General features: G+C 62.1%; 19 protein-coding genes. 6 read left to right on the top strand and 13 right to left on the bottom strand.

The genetic code is table 11. The annotated features are described in order from the left end of the window. Positions 1-37: 37 nt before the first annotated feature. From TU80_RS11670 to arcD (TU80_RS11650), 5 genes are all read right to left on the bottom strand, one after another. Positions 38-400 (bottom strand): DUF5064 family protein, encoded by a 363-nt coding sequence (locus tag TU80_RS11670; RefSeq protein WP_046382264.1) that lies wholly within the window; start codon positions 398-400, stop codon positions 38-40. Positions 401-418: 18 nt separating this feature from the next. After that, the gene (gene arcC, locus TU80_RS11665; RefSeq protein ID WP_017847146.1) at positions 419-1348 is read right to left on the bottom strand and encodes a carbamate kinase; all 930 of its coding nucleotides are present in this window, start codon (positions 1346-1348) and stop codon (positions 419-421) included. Positions 1349-1533: 185 nt separating this feature from the next. Beyond that, on the bottom strand, positions 1534-2544 hold the full coding sequence (locus TU80_RS11660; RefSeq protein ID WP_017847147.1) for an ornithine carbamoyltransferase: 1011 nt from the start codon (positions 2542-2544) through the stop codon (positions 1534-1536). Between the two features lie 69 nt (positions 2545-2613). Next, on the bottom strand, positions 2614-3870 hold the full coding sequence (gene arcA / locus TU80_RS11655) for an arginine deiminase (RefSeq protein ID WP_017847148.1): 1257 nt from the start codon (positions 3868-3870) through the stop codon (positions 2614-2616). Between the two features lie 24 nt (positions 3871-3894). Then, complete coding sequence (gene arcD, locus TU80_RS11650) at positions 3895-5322, bottom strand: arginine-ornithine antiporter (protein ID WP_026140052.1); 1428 nt, start codon at positions 5320-5322, stop codon at positions 3895-3897. 440 nt (positions 5323-5762) lie between these two features. Between arcD (TU80_RS11650) and arcD (TU80_RS11645) the strand changes: the two genes are divergently transcribed. Further along, entirely contained in the window at positions 5763-7190 is a 1428-nt protein-coding gene (arcD, locus tag TU80_RS11645) for an arginine-ornithine antiporter (protein ID WP_046382266.1), read from the top strand. Positions 7191-7249: 59 nt separating this feature from the next. Here arcD (TU80_RS11645) and TU80_RS11640 read toward each other — a convergent pair whose 3' ends face one another. The 7 genes from TU80_RS11640 to TU80_RS11610 all read right to left on the bottom strand — a co-directional run bounded on the left by TU80_RS11640 (position 7250) and on the right by TU80_RS11610 (position 12784). Next, positions 7250-8599, bottom strand: a complete 1350-nt coding sequence (locus TU80_RS11640; RefSeq protein WP_057004522.1) for a CoA transferase — start codon at positions 8597-8599, stop codon at positions 7250-7252. 40 nt (positions 8600-8639) lie between these two features. After that, positions 8640-9983 (bottom strand): sensor histidine kinase, encoded by a 1344-nt coding sequence (locus TU80_RS11635; protein ID WP_057004521.1) that lies wholly within the window; start codon positions 9981-9983, stop codon positions 8640-8642. 67 nt (positions 9984-10050) lie between these two features. Further along, on the bottom strand, positions 10051-10518 hold the full coding sequence (locus TU80_RS11630) for an LTXXQ domain protein (RefSeq protein ID WP_046382269.1): 468 nt from the start codon (positions 10516-10518) through the stop codon (positions 10051-10053). 169 nt (positions 10519-10687) lie between these two features. Further along, entirely contained in the window at positions 10688-11365 is a 678-nt protein-coding gene (locus TU80_RS11625; protein WP_046382270.1) for a response regulator transcription factor, read from the bottom strand. A 7-nt stretch (positions 11366-11372) separates the two neighbouring features. Then, positions 11373-11780 carry an SH3 domain-containing protein gene (locus TU80_RS11620; RefSeq protein ID WP_057004520.1) on the bottom strand — a complete coding sequence of 136 codons (408 nt, stop codon included), beginning with the start codon at positions 11778-11780 and terminating at the stop codon, positions 11373-11375. Positions 11781-11886: 106 nt separating this feature from the next. Beyond that, complete coding sequence (locus TU80_RS11615; protein ID WP_046382272.1) at positions 11887-12186, bottom strand: YciI family protein; 300 nt, start codon at positions 12184-12186, stop codon at positions 11887-11889. 1 nt (position 12187) lies between these two features. Beyond that, entirely contained in the window at positions 12188-12784 is a 597-nt protein-coding gene (locus tag TU80_RS11610) for a septation protein A (RefSeq protein WP_046382273.1), read from the bottom strand. Between the two features lie 87 nt (positions 12785-12871). Between TU80_RS11610 and TU80_RS11605 the strand changes: the two genes are divergently transcribed. The 5 genes from TU80_RS11605 to rluB all read left to right on the top strand — a co-directional run bounded on the left by TU80_RS11605 (position 12872) and on the right by rluB (position 17671). Further along, positions 12872-13735: a PHP domain-containing protein gene (locus tag TU80_RS11605; RefSeq protein WP_046382274.1), complete on the top strand. Its 864-nt coding sequence runs from the start codon at positions 12872-12874 to the stop codon at positions 13733-13735. A gap of 13 nt (positions 13736-13748) precedes the next feature. After that, on the top strand, positions 13749-14378 hold the full coding sequence (locus TU80_RS11600; protein ID WP_017847159.1) for an L-threonylcarbamoyladenylate synthase: 630 nt from the start codon (positions 13749-13751) through the stop codon (positions 14376-14378). Further along, the gene (locus TU80_RS11595) at positions 14379-15197 is read left to right on the top strand and encodes a segregation and condensation protein A (RefSeq protein WP_017847160.1); all 819 of its coding nucleotides are present in this window, start codon (positions 14379-14381) and stop codon (positions 15195-15197) included. Between the two features lie 12 nt (positions 15198-15209). Then, complete coding sequence (scpB, locus tag TU80_RS11590) at positions 15210-16136, top strand: SMC-Scp complex subunit ScpB (RefSeq protein WP_046382275.1); 927 nt, start codon at positions 15210-15212, stop codon at positions 16134-16136. Positions 16137-16426: 290 nt separating this feature from the next. After that, positions 16427-17671, top strand: coding sequence for a 23S rRNA pseudouridine(2605) synthase RluB (gene rluB, locus TU80_RS11585; protein ID WP_057004519.1), 1245 nt, complete (start codon positions 16427-16429; stop codon positions 17669-17671). Positions 17672-17782: 111 nt separating this feature from the next. Here the strand turns inward: rluB and TU80_RS11580 are convergent, their stop codons facing one another. Further along, positions 17783-18742, bottom strand: a complete 960-nt coding sequence (locus TU80_RS11580) for a CgnE/CgnB domain-containing protein (protein WP_017847163.1) — start codon at positions 18740-18742, stop codon at positions 17783-17785. Between the last annotated feature and the right edge of the window lie 9 nt (positions 18743-18751).

Below are 18751 nucleotides of genomic sequence, written 5' to 3'. Positions count from 1 at the left end.
CGACGATTCGACTTGCCCCTCCCACATTTGGACCGAGTTATGCGAGGTGTTCGGGTTTGACGGGGTCGCCGGGCTTCACATTCAACTGATGCCGCACATCTTCGAACATCGAGTCGTACTGCTTGTGCATCTCGCCATTGAGTGTCGCGATCTTCGGCATCCCGTACTTCTGCGCGATATTCATCGCGTGCCGGGCAAAGTCGAAGGCCTGGTCCTTGGGCAGGAAGAATTCTTCCTTGAGGTCCTTGCCCTGCACCGACCCATGCAGCGTGAACAGCATCCCCTGGCCTTCCTTGGGATGCTGGCTGATTTCATAGTCGATGCACAGGTTGTAGCTGTAGTCGTCTTTGTTCAGCGCGTGACGTTCGATGTGCAAGTGCCCGGGTTCAAAGGTAGCCATAGGCATTTCTCCTCAACTTCACAGATAACGGATGCCAGGGGTCGCTGTGCTGACACGGGTGCCGGCGGTGCCCTGGACGATGGCTTCGATGTCCGAGAGTGAACCGATCACCGCGGTTTTGCCAGTCTGGCGGGCGAACTCGCAGGCCGCTTGGACTTTGGGCCCCATGGAGCCGGCGGCGAAACCGAGTTTTTCCATGTCGTCCGGGTGGGCCTGGCTGATAGCCTTCTGGGTGGGTTTGCCGTAGTCGATGAACGCCGCGTTGACGTCGGTGGCGATCACCAGCAAATCGGCTTCCAGTTGCGAAGCCAGCAGCGATGAGCACAGGTCTTTGTCGATGACCGCTTCAATGCCGCGCAGTTTGCCGTCTTCGCCATACATCGTCGGGATACCGCCACCGCCGGCGCAGATCACGATGCTGCCTTTCTCCAGCAGCCATTGGATCGGGCGAATTTCAAAGATGCGTTTCGGCCGCGGGCTGGCCACCACGCGGCGGTATTTATCGCCATCCGGGGCAATGGTCCAGCCTTTCTCCGCGGCGAGTTTCTCGGCTTCGGCCTGGGAGTACACCGGGCCGATCGGTTTGCTGGGTTTTTTGAAGGCCGGGTCGTTGGCGTCCACTTCAACCTGGGTGAGCAGGGTGGCAAACGGGACTTCGAAGTCCAGCAGGTTGCCCAGTTCCTGTTCGATGATGTAACCGATCATGCCTTCGGTTTCGGCACCGAGCACGTCCAGCGGGTACGGCGAGACGCTGGTGTAGGCCGCTGCCTGCAACGACAGCAGGCCGACTTGCGGGCCATTGCCGTGGGCGATCACCAGCTCGTTGCCGGAATGGATCTTGGCAATCTGTTCGGTAGCGATTCGGATATTGGCGCGTTGGTTGTCCGCTGTCATGGGTTCACCACGGCGGAGCAGGGCGTTACCGCCCAGTGCAACGACGATACGCATAATGCAATCCTTCTAGAGTTCAGCGTGTGAACACAGGACTAAGTGTGGGAGGGAGCGTGCTCCCGATGGCGGGCTAACATTCAATACTTGTGTCGACTGATACACCGCTATCGGGGGCAAGTCGAATCGTCGCACCGCCCCTCCCACATTTTGACCGTGTTCCTACAGTAGACGTTGTGTCGAAATCAGATATCCGCCAACGCCGACACCAGGATCGCCTTGATGGTATGCATGCGGTTTTCCGCCTGTTCAAAGGCAATGTTGGCCGGGGATTCAAACACCTCTTCGGTCACTTCCACGCCATTGGCCAGGTTCGGATAACGCGTGGCGATGTCCTTGCCGACCTTGGTTTCGCTGTTATGGAACGCCGGCAGGCAGTGCATGAACTTCACCCGGGGGTTGCCCGAGGCTTTCATCATCTTGGCGTTGACCTGGTACGGCAGCAGTTGCTCGATACGCTCGTCCCACGCTTCCACCGGCTCACCCATGGACACCCAAATATCGGTGTGGATGAAGTCCACGCCCTTCACCGCTTCAAGAGGGTCTTCGGTGATGGTGATGCGCGCGCCGCTTTCTTCGGCAAAGGCCTGGCACTGTTTGATGAAGTCTTCGTGGGGCCACAGGGCTTTCGGCGCGCCGATACGCACGTCCATGCCCAGCTTGGCGCCGATCATCAGCAGCGAGTTGCCCATGTTGTAGCGTGCGTCGCCCAGGTAGGCGTAGCTGATGTCATGCAGCGGCTTGTCGCTGTGTTCGCGCATGGTCAGGGTGTCGGCGATCATTTGGGTCGGGTGGAATTCGGCGGTCAGGCCGTTGAACACCGGCACACCGGCGAACTTGGCCAGTTCTTCGACGATTTCCTGCTCGAAGCCACGGTATTCAATGGCATCGAACATCCGACCGAGGACGCGGGCGGTGTCTTTCATGCTTTCTTTGTGGCCGATCTGCGACGACACCGGGTCGATGTAGGTGACGTGGGCACCCTGGTCGTGGGCCGCGACTTCGAAGGCGCAGCGGGTGCGGGTCGAGGTTTTTTCGAAGATCAGCGCGATGTTCTTGCCCTTGAGGTGCGCGCGCTCGGTGCCGGTGTATTTGGCGCGTTTGAGGTCGCGGGACAGGTCCAGCAGGTAGTGCAGCTCGCGATTGGTGTGGTGCATCAGCGACAGCAGGCTGCGGTTGCGCATGTTGAAAGCCATGGTGGATCTCCTTGTGTTCAGGTTATCCCCTTGGCCGACGCCTTGTGGGCGGCGGCCAAGGCCTGGAAATTAATAGTCGATAGGGTCGCGGATGATCGGACAGGTCATGCAGTGGCCGCCGCCACGGCCACGACCGAGTTCACCGGCACTGATGGTGATGACTTCCACGCCGGACTTGCGCAGCAGGGTGTTGGTGTAGGTGTTGCGGTCGTAGCCGATCACCACGCCAGGCTCCAGGGCCACGACGTTGTTGCCGTCGTCCCACTGCTCGCGCTCGGCGGCGAAGCTGTTGCCGCCGGTTTCGACCACGCGCAGGGTTTTGAGCTTGAGGGCGGTGGCGACCACGTCGAGGAAGCTTGCGTCTTCACGGCGCACATCGATGCCACCGGGCTTGCTGTCGTCCGGGCGCAGGCTGAAGGCGACGATCTGGCTGACCACTTCGGGGAAGATGGTGACCAGGTCGCGGTCGCAGAAGCTGAACACGGTATCCAAGTGCATCGCCGCGCGGGATTTCGGCAGGCCGGCGACGATGACGCGCTCGACGGCTTTGTGCTTGAACAGGTTCAGCGCCAGTTGGCCGATGGCCTGGCGCGACGAACGCTCGCCCATGCCGATCAACACCACGCCGTTGCCGAGCGGCATGACGTCGCCGCCTTCGAGGGTGGCGTTGCCATGGTCCTGGTCCGGGTCGCCGTACCAGATCTGGAAGTCGGCGTTGGTGAACTCGGGGTGGAATTTGTAGATGGCGCTGGCCAGCAGGGTTTCCTGGCGTCGCGCCGGCCAGTACATCGGGTTCAGCGTCACGCCGCCAAAGATCCAGCAGGTGGTGTCGCGGGTGAACTGGGTGTTCGGCAGCGGCGGCAGGATGAAGCTGGAGTGGCCGAGGAAATCGCGGAACATCTCGATGGTCTTGCCACCGAAGCTGTCCGGCAGGTCATCGGCCGACACGCCACCGATCAGGAACTCGGCGATTTTGCGCGGCTCCAGGCTGCGCAGCCACGAGCCGACTTCATTGATCAGGCCGAGGCCGACCTGGTTGGCGGTGATCTTGCGTTCCAGAATCCAGTCCAGGGCTTCGGGGATGGCGACGATATCGGTCAACAGGTTGTGCATTTCCAGCACATCGATGTCCCGTTCGCGCATCTTGGTGACAAAGTCGAAATGGTCGCGCTTGGCCTGGGCCACCCACAGCACATCATCGAACAGCAGTTCGTCGCAGTTGTTGGGGGTCAGCCGCTGGTGGGCCAAACCTGGGGAGCACACCATGACTTTACGCAGTTTGCCGGCTTCGGAATGTACGCCGTACTTCACTTTTTCCGTGGTCATTACAGATCCTCCAGTGAGCAACAATTACATAGTCAGGAAGCCGGCGTAGAGGCCATAGGCAGCCACCAGGGCGCCAACGACCACCGCAGCGAAAATCAGCTTCTCGACGTTGGTGAAAATCGGTTTGCCCAGTTCATGCTTGGCCTTGGCGAACAGGATCGCGCCAGGGGCATAGAGCAGGGCGGAGAGCAGCAGGTATTTGGTACCGCCGGCGTAGAGCAGCCAGACCGCGTAGATCAGCGCGATCGCGCCGATGATCAGGTCCTTTCTGCGCTCGGCCGGGGCGTTTTCGTAGGTCTCGCCACGTACCGCCAGCAGCAGCGCATAAGCTGCCGACCACAGGTAAGGCACCAGGATCATCGAGGTGGCGAGGTAGATCAGCGACAGGTACGTGCTGGCGGAAAACAGGGTAATCACCAGGAACACCTGGACCAGTGCGTTGGTCAGCCACAGGGCATTGGCCGGCACGTGGTTGGCGTTCTCGCGGCGCAGGAACTCCGGCATGGTGTGGTCCTTGGCGGCGGCGAACATGATCTCCGCACACAGCAACACCCACGACAGCAGCGCGCCGAGCAGCGAGATGACCAGGCCGACGCTGATCAACACGGCGCCCCAGTGGCCTACGACGTGCTCCAGCACGGCCGCCATCGACGGGTTCTGCAGCTTGGCCAGTTCCGGTTGGGTCATGATGCCCAGGGACAGCACGTTGACCAGCATCAGGAACAGCAGCACGGTGATAAAGCCGATCACAGTGGCCTTGCCCACGTCGCTGCGTTTTTCGGCCCGCGCCGAGAAGATGCTTGCGCCTTCGATGCCGATGAACACCCACACGGTGACCAGCATCATGTTGCGCACTTGGTTCATCACGCTGCCCAGGTCCGGGTTTTTCAGGCCCCAGATGTCAGCGGTGAAGATGTCCAGCTTGAACGCGAATACAGCGATCAGCACGAACAGCACCAGCGGCACGACCTTGGCGACGGTGGTCACCAGGTTGATGAACGCCGCTTCCTTGATCCCGCGCAATACCAGGAAATGCACGGCCCACAGCAGCACCGAAGCGCCAATCACCGCGGCCGGGGTGTTGCCCTCGCCAAAGATCGGGAAGAAGTAGCCGAGGGTGCTGAACAAGAGCACGAAGTAGCCGACGTTGCCCAGCCAGGCGCTGATCCAGTAACCCCAGGCGGACGAGAAGCCCATGTAGTCGCCGAAGCCGGCCTTGGCGTAGGCATATACGCCGCCGTCGAGATCGGGTTTGCGGTTGGCCAGGGTCTGGAACACAAACGCCAGGGTCAACATGCCTACAGCCGTAATCACCCAGCCAATCAGGACGGCGCCGACATCGGCGCTGGCCGCCATGTTTTGCGGCAGAGAGAAGATCCCGCCGCCAATCATTGAACCCACGACAAGTGCAACCAGTGCGCCAAGTCGAAGTTTTCCGGCAGATTCAGACATTGTATGACTCCAATGCAGGAGAAGAGAGACCACAGAATAATTCCGTGCGCTAATCAAACAGCTGACTCAGATCACATCATTGGCACATTCCATTGTGAATTAATGACTTAGAGTGAAAATGCCGTGCGCGCGATAGTGCCGCCAAGACGCTCGTCGTAGAGCCTCTATGCGCTTTTTTATTATTAAGGTTTCCTGATTGCAGGGACGTTTCAAGCTAGCCCCTTTTGGTGAATGTGCAAACTTTTTCCGGGCCGGCTTGGCAAGACACTCAAATCCTTAAAGTTCAATACTTATTTAATTTATAAATTTGACTAAACTCTGTTTTTTGACATGCCTTTGGGTTATTAGAGCCTGCGTTTTATTCGCGATATCTGATAAACGCTAACGCGCCTGCGTAAATTAGTTGAGTACACGGTGGTTCTTTTAATTCTGGAGAATTCATGTCGCAATCGTCTGAAAAGCTTCGACTCAGCGCCTTGATCGCCCTGGTGGTGGGCTCCATGATCGGCGGCGGGATTTTTTCCCTGCCACAAAACATGGCCGCGCGCGCGGAAGTCGGCGCGGTATTGATCGGCTGGGCGATCACCGCCGTGGGCATGCTGACCCTGGCATTTGTGTTCCAGACCCTGGCCAACCGCAAACCCGAGCTGGATTCCGGGGTGTATGCCTACGCCAAGGCCGGTTTCGGCGACTACATGGGCTTCTCGTCCGCCTGGGGTTACTGGATCAGTGCGTGGATGGGCAACGTCGGTTACTTCGTGTTGCTGTTCAGCACCCTCGGCTATTTTTTTCCGGTATTCGGTGAGGGCAATACGCCTGTGGCCATCGGCTGCGCCTCGGTGTTGCTGTGGGCCGTGCATTTTCTGGTGATGCGCGGGATCAAGGAGGCGGCGTTCATCAACCAGATCACCACCGTGGCCAAGCTCGTGCCGCTGCTGATGTTCGTGGTCATCGCCGGCGTGGCGTTCAAGGCCGATGTCTTCACCGCCGACATATGGGGCCTGGGCAAGCCGCATTTCGGCAGTGTGATGAATCAGGTGCGCAACATGATGCTGGTCACGGTGTTCGTGTTCATCGGCATCGAGGGCGCCAGCGTGTACTCGGCGCGGGCGCAGAAACGCTCGGACGTGGGCCGGGCCACGGTGATCGGGTTTCTCGGTGTGCTGGCGTTGCTGGTGCTGGTGAACCTGCTGTCCCTGGGGATCATGAGCCAGGCGGAACTGGCGCAATTGCAGAACCCGTCCCTGGCCGGCGTGCTGGAGCACATCGTCGGTCCCTGGGGCGCGCTGCTGATCAGCATCGGTTTGGCGGTATCGCTGCTGGGCGCGTTGTTGTCGTGGGCGCTGCTCTGCGCGGAAATTCTCTACGCCACGGCCCATGACAAGACCATGCCGGCCTTCCTGAAAAAGGAAAACGCCAATCAGGTGCCGGTCAATGCGCTGTGGCTGACCAATGTGATGATCCAGATATTCCTGGTGATCACGCTGTTTTCCGAAAGCACCTACACCACCCTGATTTACCTGGCTTCATCCATGATCCTGGTGCCTTACCTGTGGTCGGCGGCCTACGCGGTGTTGTTGAGCGGGCGCGGGGAAACCTACGAAGGCGCCCAGCGCCAGCGTCTGAAAGATCTGCTGGTGGGCTTGATTGCATTGGGCTACGCGGTGTGGCTGCTGTACGCCGGGGGCCTGAAGTACTTGCTGCTGTCGGCGTTGCTGTATGCGCCGGGCGTGGTGCTGTTTGCCCTGGCCAAGCGCGAGCAGGGCCTGCCGTTGTTTACCCATGTGGAAAAAGGCATTTTCGCCTGTGTGATTGCGGGCGCGGGGTTGGCGGCGTATGGGCTGTATAGCGGAGTGTTGTCGTTATGAGCAGGGTGGCTTGATCGTGTGGGCCTCATCGCGGGCACGCCCGCGATGGCGGTCTCAGGTCACCAGCGAGGCCGGTGCGACCCCAATTCCCCTGCCGGCAAATCCCACTGCAACGGTGTGCCGCTGATGGTCAGCGGCGCGAGCAATCGGTGCGCCGGTCCCCAGGCGGTTTGCTCCACCACCAGCCCCTGGTCTTCGAGGGCTTCGGCCCGCAATGCCGGTTGCTCCGGAACCGGCCCGGCCTCCATCAAGCATTTTGCCGTGCGCGCCAACGACAACCGCGCCGAGCCGCCACGGCCGGACGCCAAGCGCTCGCGCAGGGCCTGGATCGCGCTGGCCGCCATCAAGTAGCCGGTGGCGTGATCCAGCGCCTGCAACGGCAGCGGCACAGGTTTATCCGTGTGTTTCCAGGCCATGCCCGCGTCGGCGATGCCGCAGCTCATCTGCACCAGGCTGTCGAAGCCCCGGCGATTGCGCCACGGGCCGCTCCAGCCATAGGCGTTGAGGCTCACGTCGATCAGGCCGGGGGCGAGCTGTTGCAATGCGTGGGCGGTGTAGCCCAATTGCTCGAGGGCATCGGCGCGGTAACCGTGGAACAGGATATCGGTGTCTTTGAGCAACCCTTCGAAAACCTGGCGGTCTGCGGCGGTTTTCAGGTCCAGGCGCGCACAGCGTTTGCCCAGGGTCATTTCCGGCACCACGCCCGGCTCGTTCCAGGTCGGCGAGTCGATGCGCAGCACGTCCGCGCCCAGCCCGGCGAGAAAACGACTGGCCACGGGGCCGGCCAGCACGCGGGTCAGGTCCAGCACTTTGAGGCCGGCCAGCGGGCGGGCCGCCGAGCCGCGCCAGGGCCTGTTGGCGGCGGGTTCAAAAGTTTGGCGCTGAACCAGGTGCTCGGCATTCACCGCCAAGCCTTGGGGATGTTGCTGCCAGGCCTGCCACGACCGCATCTGCGCGGCACAACCGCCGGCATCGACAATCGCCTGCTCCAGCTCGGCAGCGTTCCACGCGACGACCTTGCTCGCCATCCCGGCACGGTCAGCGACGTGGCCCAGCACCCGCTCGGCAGCCGCACGGTGATGCGGCGCGTTGGTGTGCAAGCGAATCCAGCCGTCGGCGCTGGCATAGTCGCCGGCTACCGGGTCCCACAGTGGCGGTACTTGCCAGCCTGTGGGGCGGATCGAAGAAGAGAACCAGAAAGACGCGAGGCGTCGGTCCACGCTCACGCTGGGCAAGCGCCCGGTCTGTTGCAGGATGAGTTGGGCAACCGCCTGGCCGGCGGCGCCGATGCTGGCGCAGGCCAGGTCGCTCACGGCGAAGATCGACGGCAAGGCGCCGGCCCCGGTCGAGGTCAGCGGGGTGCGCGGTAGATCGAGTGCGGCTTGGATGGGAGTCAGCAGGTCAGTCATCGAAGGCCCTCCATAAGAGAAGGGCCACTATAGAAGATCATCACACCGGTGTGACAACCCCCGGCGTCAATGGCAGGTCGATGCTGGCGCTGAAACCGCCGTCGGGATGATTGGCCAGGATCAGGTTGCCGCCATGCCGTTCCGCTGCGCGCCGTGCAATCGCCAGGCCCAGGCCGTGGCCCTGCGCCGTTTGGCCGGGGGCGCGGTAGAACGGCTCGCCCAGTTGGCTCAGGTGCTCGGCTTCGACGCCGGGGCCGTGGTCGCGCACGCTGATCAGAATGCGTTCGCCCAGGCGGCGCGCCTGCAACTCGATCGGTTGGCCGGGCGGGTTGAAGCGCTGGGCATTGCGCAACAGGTTATCCACGGCGCGTTCGATCATGGTCGGCCAGCCTTTGAGGCGCAGGTCGGGATCGGCGCTCAGTTGCACCACTTGGTCTGGCGCGCTGAGTTGGGCGTCCTTTTGCAGGGTCTTGAGCAGCGGGATGAGGTCGACGTCTTCGGCACTGGCGTTGTCGGCATCGACCCGGGCCAGCACCAGGATTTCGCTGATCAGTGCTTCCAGGCGGTCGCACTCGCGGGTCAGGCGCGGCCAGAGTCTTTCCCGTTCCTCGGGGCCGGCCCGCTCGGCCAGGGCCAGGGCGATACGCAGGCGGGCCAGGGGCGAGCGCAGTTCGTGGGACACGTCTCGCAGCAGCTGGCGCTGGCTGCCGATCAGGCTCTGCAAGCGTGCGCCCATGCGGTTGAAGTCGGTGGCGAGTACGCCGAACTCATCGCGGCGGTTGGCCAGTTGCGCCAGGCTGTTCTGCTGGTAGGTGGCCTGGCCGAGGTCGTGTACCGCGCCACGCAGGCGGCTTAAGGGGCGGGTGATGGACAGCGTCACCAGCAGGCTGAACAGGGTCAGCACCACCAGGGCAATCGCCAATGCGCTCAACGGCCACATCAGGCTGCTGCGGTGCCAGGCGTCCAGCTCCGGGTGGGGGATGCGATAGATCAGCAGGTAGGTGTCGCCGGTCTTTTCGCTGGTGTACTCGGCGGTCAGGCGCCGCCAGGGCAGGTGGCCGTCCTTGCTGTCGTTCTGCCGGGCTTCGAAGGCGGCGGCGCGGCGCGGAAAGGTGCCGCGGACCACGGGCTCGCCGCTTTCGTTGAGTACTTGCACGTCAATGTGATACTGACGCTTGCGCTGTTGCAGCAAGTCTTGGGCGGCGTCCTCGCCCTGGGCTTCGTAGAGTTGGGTCCACTCTTCGGCCAGGTTATTGAGGCCGGGGTGGCGGCTGAGAATCCAGGCGTCCTGGTTGAGCATATGCCCAAGCAGGATCGACAGCCCGGCAACCAAGGCGATAGCCAGCCAGAAACTGGCCAGGATGCGCCAGAACAATGAACGCACAGGAAACCCTCAAACAGGAAAAGCCCAGCGGCGCGAACCGCTGGGCTGGGGCAGTGAAGCTAACGCATTATTGCGCTTTTTGCGGCTGCTGCGCTTTCCAGGCCTGGAATTCCTTCCATTCGGCGCGGCGTTGTTCCTGTTTCTTGACGATCTCGTCGAATTTCTTCTGCTGGTCAGGCTTGAGTACGGCACGGATATCGGCCTGGGTTTTCTGCTTGCCGGCGGCGATTTCATCTTGCATGGCTTTCTGCTCAGCAGCCGGGAGTTTGTCCAGGTACTTTTTGACCAGGTCTTTGCGAGCCTGCCATTGGTCACCCATCAGCTTGCCAATTTGCTCGCGCTGTTCCTTGCTCAAGTCCAGCTGGCTGAGCGGGCCACCTTTGCCACGCGGACCGTGTTCACCGCCGTGGCCCGGGCCACCCATCATCATGTGGCCTTCTGGGCCGCCCATCGGGCCTGGGCCTTCGGGCATTGCCGCCATGGCAACGGTGGGCAGGGCAGCGGCGAACATCAGAGCGATTAGGGTCTTGCGCATGGTGATTCTCCTGTCTCTATTCCGGTGAGTCCGGATGTGAGTAGATTACGGAGATCAAGGTCAGCGGCGGTCAGGTGTGGGTAAAGCTTGGGTAAAGAGGGTTTTGGCGGCGGCTGACAAAACCCTTGGGAACGAGCAGATCAACGGTGGGATCAGTGTGGCGCGGGGTTCAGAGGCTGTAGTAGTAGCCGCGGCTGCGCAGCGCCACGATCCGTGGCCGGCCATCCGGGTGCGGGCCGATCTTCTTGCGCAGGTTGCTGACGTGCATGTCGAGGCTGCGATCATAGAGGGTCAGCTTGCGACCGAGGGCGATCTGCGCCAGTTCCTGTTTATCCAGCGGTTCGCCGGGCTGGCGCAGCAAGGCTTCGAGCAGGCGGCTTTCGGAGACGGTGAGGGTGAATTCCTGATTGTCGATGCTGACCACGCCGCGCACCGGGCTGAAGCACAGGTCGCCCAGTTCCAGCTGGGTCGACACGGCAGCCGGGTGGCTGCGGCGCAGCACCGCGCGCAGGCGGGCAGTCAGTTCCCGCGGGTCACAGGGCTTGGCCAGGTAATCGTCGGCGCCCAGTTCCAGGCCGAGGATGCGGTCCAGCGGCTCGCCCCGGGCCGACAGCATCAGCACCGGCAACTCCGGATGGTCGTTGCGCAATTGCTTGAGCAACTCCAGGCCGCTGCCGTCGGGCAACATCACGTCGAGCACCACGGCCGCCGGGGCGCTGTCGGCCAAGGCTTTGCGGGCGCTCAAGCCGTCGTGGCAGGCGCGCACCTGGAAGCCTTCCTGGCCCAACCAACTGGTCAGCAGCTCACAGAGCTCCTGGTCATCATCTATCAGTAACAGCTCGCTCATGACTCACTCAATTTAGCCATTGTCGACGGCGACGGTGCCCACCGCTGGCGAAGATCCCGCACAGCAAGGCGATCAGCGCGACGGCCGCGCCGGTGACAAACCACTGCTGCTGCTCGGTCAGCCATCGGGTCAAGCCGCCGCCCTGTACCTCTTTGAGTTGCTGGGCCAGGCGTTGGTTCTCTTGGCGCAAGCGACTCAACTGGGCACTGTCACGCGCAGCATCCGTGGTTTGCAGTTGCTTGCTCAGTTCTTCACGCAGCCGTTCGCTTTCTTTCAAGCGTTGCTGCAATTCGGTGATCTGGCTGCCGGCGCTCAAGGACAGGGGCGTAGAACTGCCGGTGCTTGAGGTTTCTTCAGCGTGGGCCGTAGCCCCGATCATTAACACTGCCAACAGACACAACTGACGTAAGCGCATCGGAACTCCTGATTCCACACGAATATTCAGAACGTTGTCGGCAGGTTACCCAGAATAATGAGCAATTAGGAGTGCGCCGAACCGAATTGGTTCGGCGCGACCGGGGTCAAGGCAGGACTTGCTTGAACGGTTTGATCACCACGTCCGCGTAGACGCCGGCCGCTACATACGGATCGGCCTTGGCCCAGGCCTGGGCATCGGCCAGGGACGCGAACTCGGCAACGATCAGGCTACCGGTGAAACCAGCGTCGCCCGGGTCGTTGCTGTCGATCGCCGGGAGCGGGCCGGCCAACACGATGCGGCCTTCGGCCTGCAGTACTTTCAGGCGCTCGACGTGGGCCGGGCGCGCGGAGAGGCGTTTTTCCAGCGAGTTGGCAACGTCGGTGGCAATGATGGCGTAGAGCATGTCAGTCCTCGGTTTTCGGCGAAGTGGGGTCGGTGTCATGCAGGTGGCGCGACAGGTAGATGCCTTGGCCGACCAGGAACAATACGGTCATGCCCAGGCTGCCGAACACCTTGAAGTCGACCCAGTAGTCCTGGAAGGTGAAGGCCACGAACAGGTTGGCGGCGCCGCAGAACAGGAAAAACACGATCCAGGCCATGTTCAGGCGCGTCCATACCGGCTCCGGCAGGGTCAGGGCGTGGCCCATGATCCGCTTGATCAACAGGCGGTCGCCAACGAAGTGGCTGCCGATAAACGCCAGGGCGAACAGCCAGTTCACCACCGGGGCTTTCCATTTAAGGAAGGTTTCGCTGTGGAAGGCCAGGGTCAGGCTGCCGAAGACCAGGCAGGCGACCAGGGTCAGCCATTGGCTTTTTTCGAGTTTGCGCTGGGAGATGAAGATGGCGCCGTAGACCACGATGGAGCTGATGATCAGCACGGCGGTGGCGCTGTAGATGCCTCCGAAGGTCAGTTCATGGCCGGCGAGATCGATGACCCTGGGGTCGAGTTTGTAAACGATGAAAAACAGCAACAGCGGGATGAAGTCGATGAATTGTTTCACAGTAAGAGCCAGAAGCTGGATGTGGCGGCATAATAACAAACATCCTTGGTAGCGAAAGCGCCACCTGACTTGAGGTTACACACTTCCGTGAATGTTGATTTGCACTGCCACAGCACGGCCTCCGATGGCGCCCTGGCGCCCGCGGTGCTGGTTGCGCGTGCGTTTGAAAAAGGCGTGCGAGTCCTGTCGTTGACCGACCACGATACCCTCGAAGGCCTCGACGAAGCCCGCGAAGCCGCCCAGGCCCTGGGCATGCAACTGGTCAACGGCGTGGAATTGTCCTGCACCTGGGGTGGCGCCACCATTCATGTGCTTGGCTACGGTTTCGACCAGAAAGCCCCGCCGCTGGTGGAGGCCATCGCCCAATTGCGCGATGGCCGCTGGCTGCGCTCCGAAGAAATAAGCCGCAAGCTCGGCCTCAAAGGCATGTCCAACGCCCTCGACGGCGCCCGGGCCATCCAGCAGGAGCTGGGCGACAGCGGCAACGCACCGGCCCGGCCGCATTTCGCCGATTGGATGGTGCGCGAAGGGTTTGTCCGGGACCGCGCCGAAGCCTTTCGCAAATGGCTGGGCGCCGGCAAGCTGGGCGACGTCAAGCAGCACTGGCCGACCTTGGACGACACCGTCGAGACCCTGCGGGCCTCCGGGGCCTGGGTCAGCCTGGCACATCCCTGGCATTACGATTTCACCCGCAGCAAGCGTCGCAAGCTGATTGGCGACTATATTGGTGCGGGCGGCCACGCAATTGAAGTGGTCAACGGGCATCAACCCGCCGAACAGGTTGGCAGCCTGGCGATTCTTGCCCGCGAATTTGGTCTGCTGGTCAGCGCCGGCAGTGACTTTCATGGCCCAGGCGGCTGGTCCGAGATCGGCGAATATCGCCCGGTCCCGGAAGACTTGCCGCTTTTGTGGGGGCGATTCAAGCATGACCCCATTATTGCCACCGTCTGAACAGGTAGAGCACGTGAGTCAATTCTTCCAGATTCATCCGGAAAACCCTCAGCCACGCCTGATCAAGCAGGCTGTGGAGATCATTCGCGCCGGTGGCGTGGTGATCTATCCAACGGATTCGTCCTACGCCATCGGTTGTCAGATCGGCGACAAAAACGCGGTCGAGCGTGTCAGACGCCTGCGTCAGTTGGACGACAAGCACAACTTCGCGCTGATCTGCAGCGACCTGTCCCAACTGGGCCTGTTCGCCAAGGTCGACACCGGCACCTTCCGCCTGCTCAAGGCCCACACGCCGGGGCCGTACACCTTTATTCTCAACGCCACCCGCGAAGTGCCGCGCCTGCTGCTGCATCCGAAGAAGCGCACCATCGGCCTGCGCGTGCCGGAACACCCGATTGCCCTGGCGCTGCTGGCCGAGTTGGGCGAGCCGCTGATGAGCGTGTCGCTGATCATGCCCGGCGCCACTGAACCGCTGGAAGACCCCTACGAAATGCGCCAACTGCTGGAAAAACACGTCGACCTGATCATCGACGGTGGTTTCGGCGGCGGCAAGGCATCCACCGTGATCAACCTGGCCGACGGCGACCCTGAAGTGATCCGCGTCGGCTGCGGCGACCCCGCGCCGTTTATGGCCGAGGCCTGAATGTCGGCCGTGGAAACCGTCGACAGCCAGGCCGGCGCCCAGCAGGAACTGCCGTTTGCCATGGTGTATGGCCAGGCGGTCATGGAAATGCCGCTGGACCTGTACATCCCGCCGGATGCCCTGGAAGTGTTCCTCGAGGCCTTCGAAGGCCCGCTGGACTTGCTGCTGTACCTGATTCGCAAGCAGAACATCAACATCCTCGACATCCCGGTGGCGGAAATCACCCGCCAGTACATGGGCTATGTCGAGCTGATGCAGTCGGTGCGCCTGGAACTGGCCGCCGAGTACCTGGTGATGGCCGCGATGCTCGCCGAGATCAAGTCGCGCATGCTGTTGCCGCGCTCGGAGACGATCGAGGCCGAAGAGGACGACCCGCGCGCCGAACTGATCCGACGCCTGCAGGAGTACGAACGCTTCAAGGCCGCCGCCGAAGGCATCGACGGCCTCAGCCGCGTGGGCCGCGATGTGGTGGTGCCCAAGCTCGATGCGCCGGAAGCCCGGGCGCGCAAGCTGTTGCCGGACGTGAGCCTGGAAGAGTTGCTGATGTCGATGGCCGAGGTACTGCGCCGTGGCGACATGTTTGAACACCACCAGGTCAGCCGCGAGGCGTTGTCGACCCGCGAGCGCATGAGCGATGTGCTCGAACGCCTCAAAGGCGGCGGTTTTGTGCCGTTTGTCGAGCTGTTCACCGCCGAAGAGGGGCGCCTGGGGGTGGTGGTGACCTTTATGGCGATCCTTGAGCTGGTCAAGGAATCCTTGGTCGAGCTGGTCCAGAATGAGCCTTTTGCGGCTATCCACGTGCGGGCGCGAGCCGAATAACGAGCTGAATCGATGAATCTGACTGAACCCCGCGAACTGGCCCCGCTGCTGGAGGCCTTTCTTCTGGCCTCGGGTAAGCCGCAATCCCTGGAGCGCCTGTTCGAACTCTTTGAAGAGGCCGAACGTCCTGAACCGCCGGTCTTCAAGAAAGCCCTGGAGATCCTGCGCAAGTCCTGCGACGGCCGCGCCTTTGAACTGCGCGAAGTGGCGTCGGGTTATCGCCTGCAGATACGTGAGAAGTTTTCCCCATGGGTCGGCCGCTTGTGGGAAGAACGCCCGCAACGTTATTCCCGGGCGATGCTGGAAACCATGGCGCTGATCGCCTATCGCCAGCCGATCACTCGCGGTGAAATCGAGGACGTGCGCGGTGTGGCGGTCAACAGCCATATCGTCAAGACGTTGCTGGAGCGCGAGTGGATTCGCATCGTCGGTTACCGCGACGTGCCCGGCAAACCGGCGATGTTCGCCACCACCAAGGTGTTCCTCGACCACTTCAACCTGAAAAACCTCGACGACCTGCCGCCCTTGGCCGAATTGCGCGAGATGGAAACCGAGCCGGAACTCGACTTCGACGACGCCCCGGTCCCGGCGAGCCTGCAGGAACTGGCCGATGCCACGGCCGAGCCGGAAGAACCGAAGGACGAAACCAGTTTCCATACCTTGTTGCTGGAACTGGACGACATGGAGCAGGGGATCAAGACCGACTTCGATGACTTGCTGCGTGATGGCGCGGCCGAGCCCGAAAGTCAGGTGAATGTTGAAGTCGAGCCAGAGCCCGAAGCGGAACCTGAGGAAGACATTCTCGGCGTCGCCCAAGCCCGCGAAAAACTCCTGGCTGCCGTCGCCGCCCTCGAACAGCCGCCGCTGAGCGACGAAGAGGACGAAGCCCGTGCCCTGGCCGAAGCCATCGAGGCCGAGCGCCGCCAGCTCGACGACTGACGCCCACCTTGTAGGAGCGAGCTTGCTCGCGAAAAACCCAAGAGCACCGCAGACAACCAGATTCCCCGCGTTATCGTTGACGATATTCGCGAGCAAGCTCGCTCCTACAGCCGGTGGGCACCACCGGTCGGCGGAAAAACCACCGACTCGGCACTTATCGACTAGCCTCTGATGCGCAACGCGCGCCATGCGCGTATGATTCGCGACCCTTTGCCGATGTATTCGGCCAAAGCCCCGCTTTCAACACTCTTCAGGCCACGCCTGAATCGACCCACCGGGAGGTGCTTAAGATGAACGACAAAGACCAGAACGACAGCCAGGAAATCGGCCCAGCAGGCGAAAAACTGCAAAAGGTGCTGGCGCGTATCGGCGTGGGCTCGCGCCGCGACGTCGAAGCCTGGATCACCCAGAAGCGCATCAAGGTCAACGGCGTCGAGGCCACCCTCGGCCAGCGCGTCGACCTGCACGATGCAATCACCATTGATGGCAAGGTCATCAAGCGTGAAGAGGCCGCCGAATCGGTGCGCCGCGTGATCATGTACAACAAGCCCGATGGCGAGATCTGCACCCGTGACGACCCGGAAGGCCGTCCGACCGTGTTCGACAAGATGCCAAAGCCCAAAGAAGGCCGTTGGATCAACATCGGCCGTCTCGACATCAACACCACCGGCTTGCTGATGTTCACCACCGACGGTGAGCTGGCCAACCGCTTGATGCACCCGTCCTACGAGATGGACCGCGAATACGCCGTGCGTGTGCGTGGTGAAGTCGATGACGAGATGATCGAACGCTTGAAAGCGGGCGTCGTCCTCGAAGACGGCCCGGCCAAGTTCACCGACATCAAGCAAGCACCCGGCGGCGAAGGTTTCAACCACTGGTACCACTGCGTGGTGATGGAAGGTCGTAACCGTGAAGTGCGTCGCCTGTGGGAATCCCAGGGCCTGGTGGTCAGCCGCCTGAAGCGCGTGCGCTTCGGTCCGGTGTTTCTCAACTCCGACCTGCCGATGGGCCGCTGGCGCGAAATGAGCCAGTACGAAGTCGACATCCTCAGCGCCGAAGTCGGCCTGACGCCGGTCGCGATGCCGCAGATGAACGCCAAGAGCAAAGACAAGCTCGAACGCATGCAGCGTAAATCGTCGCGCCCGGTGGCTCGCACCGAACGCGTTGCCCGCACCCTGCGCCCGGCGCTGGATGCACCGGCTACCGGCGGGCGGATTTCCCGTGAGCCGCACATTGAAGGCGAACGTCGTCCAACCGCGCCATCGCGTCAGGAAGGCGAACGTGCGCCACGCACGCCGCGTCCTGCCGGCCGTGGCGAAGCGCCAAGCGGTGGTCGCGGTAATCGCGGTGAAGCCGGTCGCGGTGCGCCCGCAGGTCGCCCGGCCGACAACGCCAGCACCAAGCGCCCAGCCAAGCCCGCGCCGAACAAGCGCCCAAGCCTGAAACTGGTGGCGGACGAGCCGTCGGGCAAGCGCCGTGGCGCGCCGGCCGGTTCCGGTCAGCGCCCGGGTTTTGGTCGCAAGAAACCGCAGTGATGTAAGCGCTGCATAAAAACGCCAACCCTCGGGTTGGCGTTTTTTTTGGATCTGCATTTGCAATGCCATCAACTGTGGGAGGGAGCAAGCCCCTCCCACAGTTGGATCTGATCAGAACGCAAAGGTGCCATCGAACACCGGCTTGTCATCCAGCGCCAACACCCCGCTGGCGAAGATCAAATCCAGGTGATGACTGCCTTTCTGCCCGCCACCCAACCCAAGGTGCAGGCCGCAGTGACGCTCCTCGAACCCGGCGTTGCGCGCATACAGATCCTTGACCCCTTCATTGGTACCGATCCCCAGTTCCTCCACGCGGCGGTTCGATGGGTTGGCGTTCAGGTACTTGTTGAAATCGTCCGCCAGCCCCGGAACGTCGCTGGCCACACTGCAGATGGTCGAGTTTTCGATCCACAGCTCCAGCGGTGATTGCAGCACGCCATATTTGCGTGCGAAGGGGATGGTGCTGAGGAAGGTGCCGACAAACCGCACCTGGCCGTTGATGGCTTCGCTGTGGGTGGCGATCTCGCCGGGGGCCAGGTCGTGGTTGCCGATGCCGTTGATATTGGTCCACTTCTTGATGCTGCTCAGCGGTGCTCGCAGGCGTGAGCCGTGCCGATCGCTGAAGCTCAGCACCGAGGCCTGGGACATGCGCCGGATCAGCGTGGCGTTGAGGTCGGCGATGCGTTGCGGCTCGACGCTGAAGGTGTCGTAGAAGTAGTCGCCGTAGTCCTTGAACAGCAGGGATTTTTTCCAGTGCTCGGCCATTACGCCATGCAACGCGCGGATAAAGTCCGGGCCTTCGGCGCGGGGGTTGGGCAGGGTCGAGGCGTCGTAGAAAAACAGGTACAGGTCGCAGGTTTCGATGGCTTCGGCCAGGGTGTCGCTGGCGGCCAGGTCCAGGCGCTGCACCTGGAAGTTGAAGCGGGCGGCGCTGCCGAGGCTGATCGCCTGGGCAATCGCCTCGTAGCGTTCGGTATGGCCCAGCAGCACAGTCGGCCGGCTCAAGCCGCTGAGGGCCGGATGGTGGGCGAGGTAGTAGAGAAAGTGTTCGACGGCGCGGGCCTTGTCCATGACGGGTGT

The sequence above is a fragment of the Pseudomonas veronii genome, from assembly GCF_001439695.1.
Classification (GTDB): Bacteria; Pseudomonadota; Gammaproteobacteria; order Pseudomonadales; family Pseudomonadaceae; genus Aquipseudomonas; species Aquipseudomonas veronii.
This window is presented reverse-complemented; position numbering and strand designations above follow the sequence as displayed.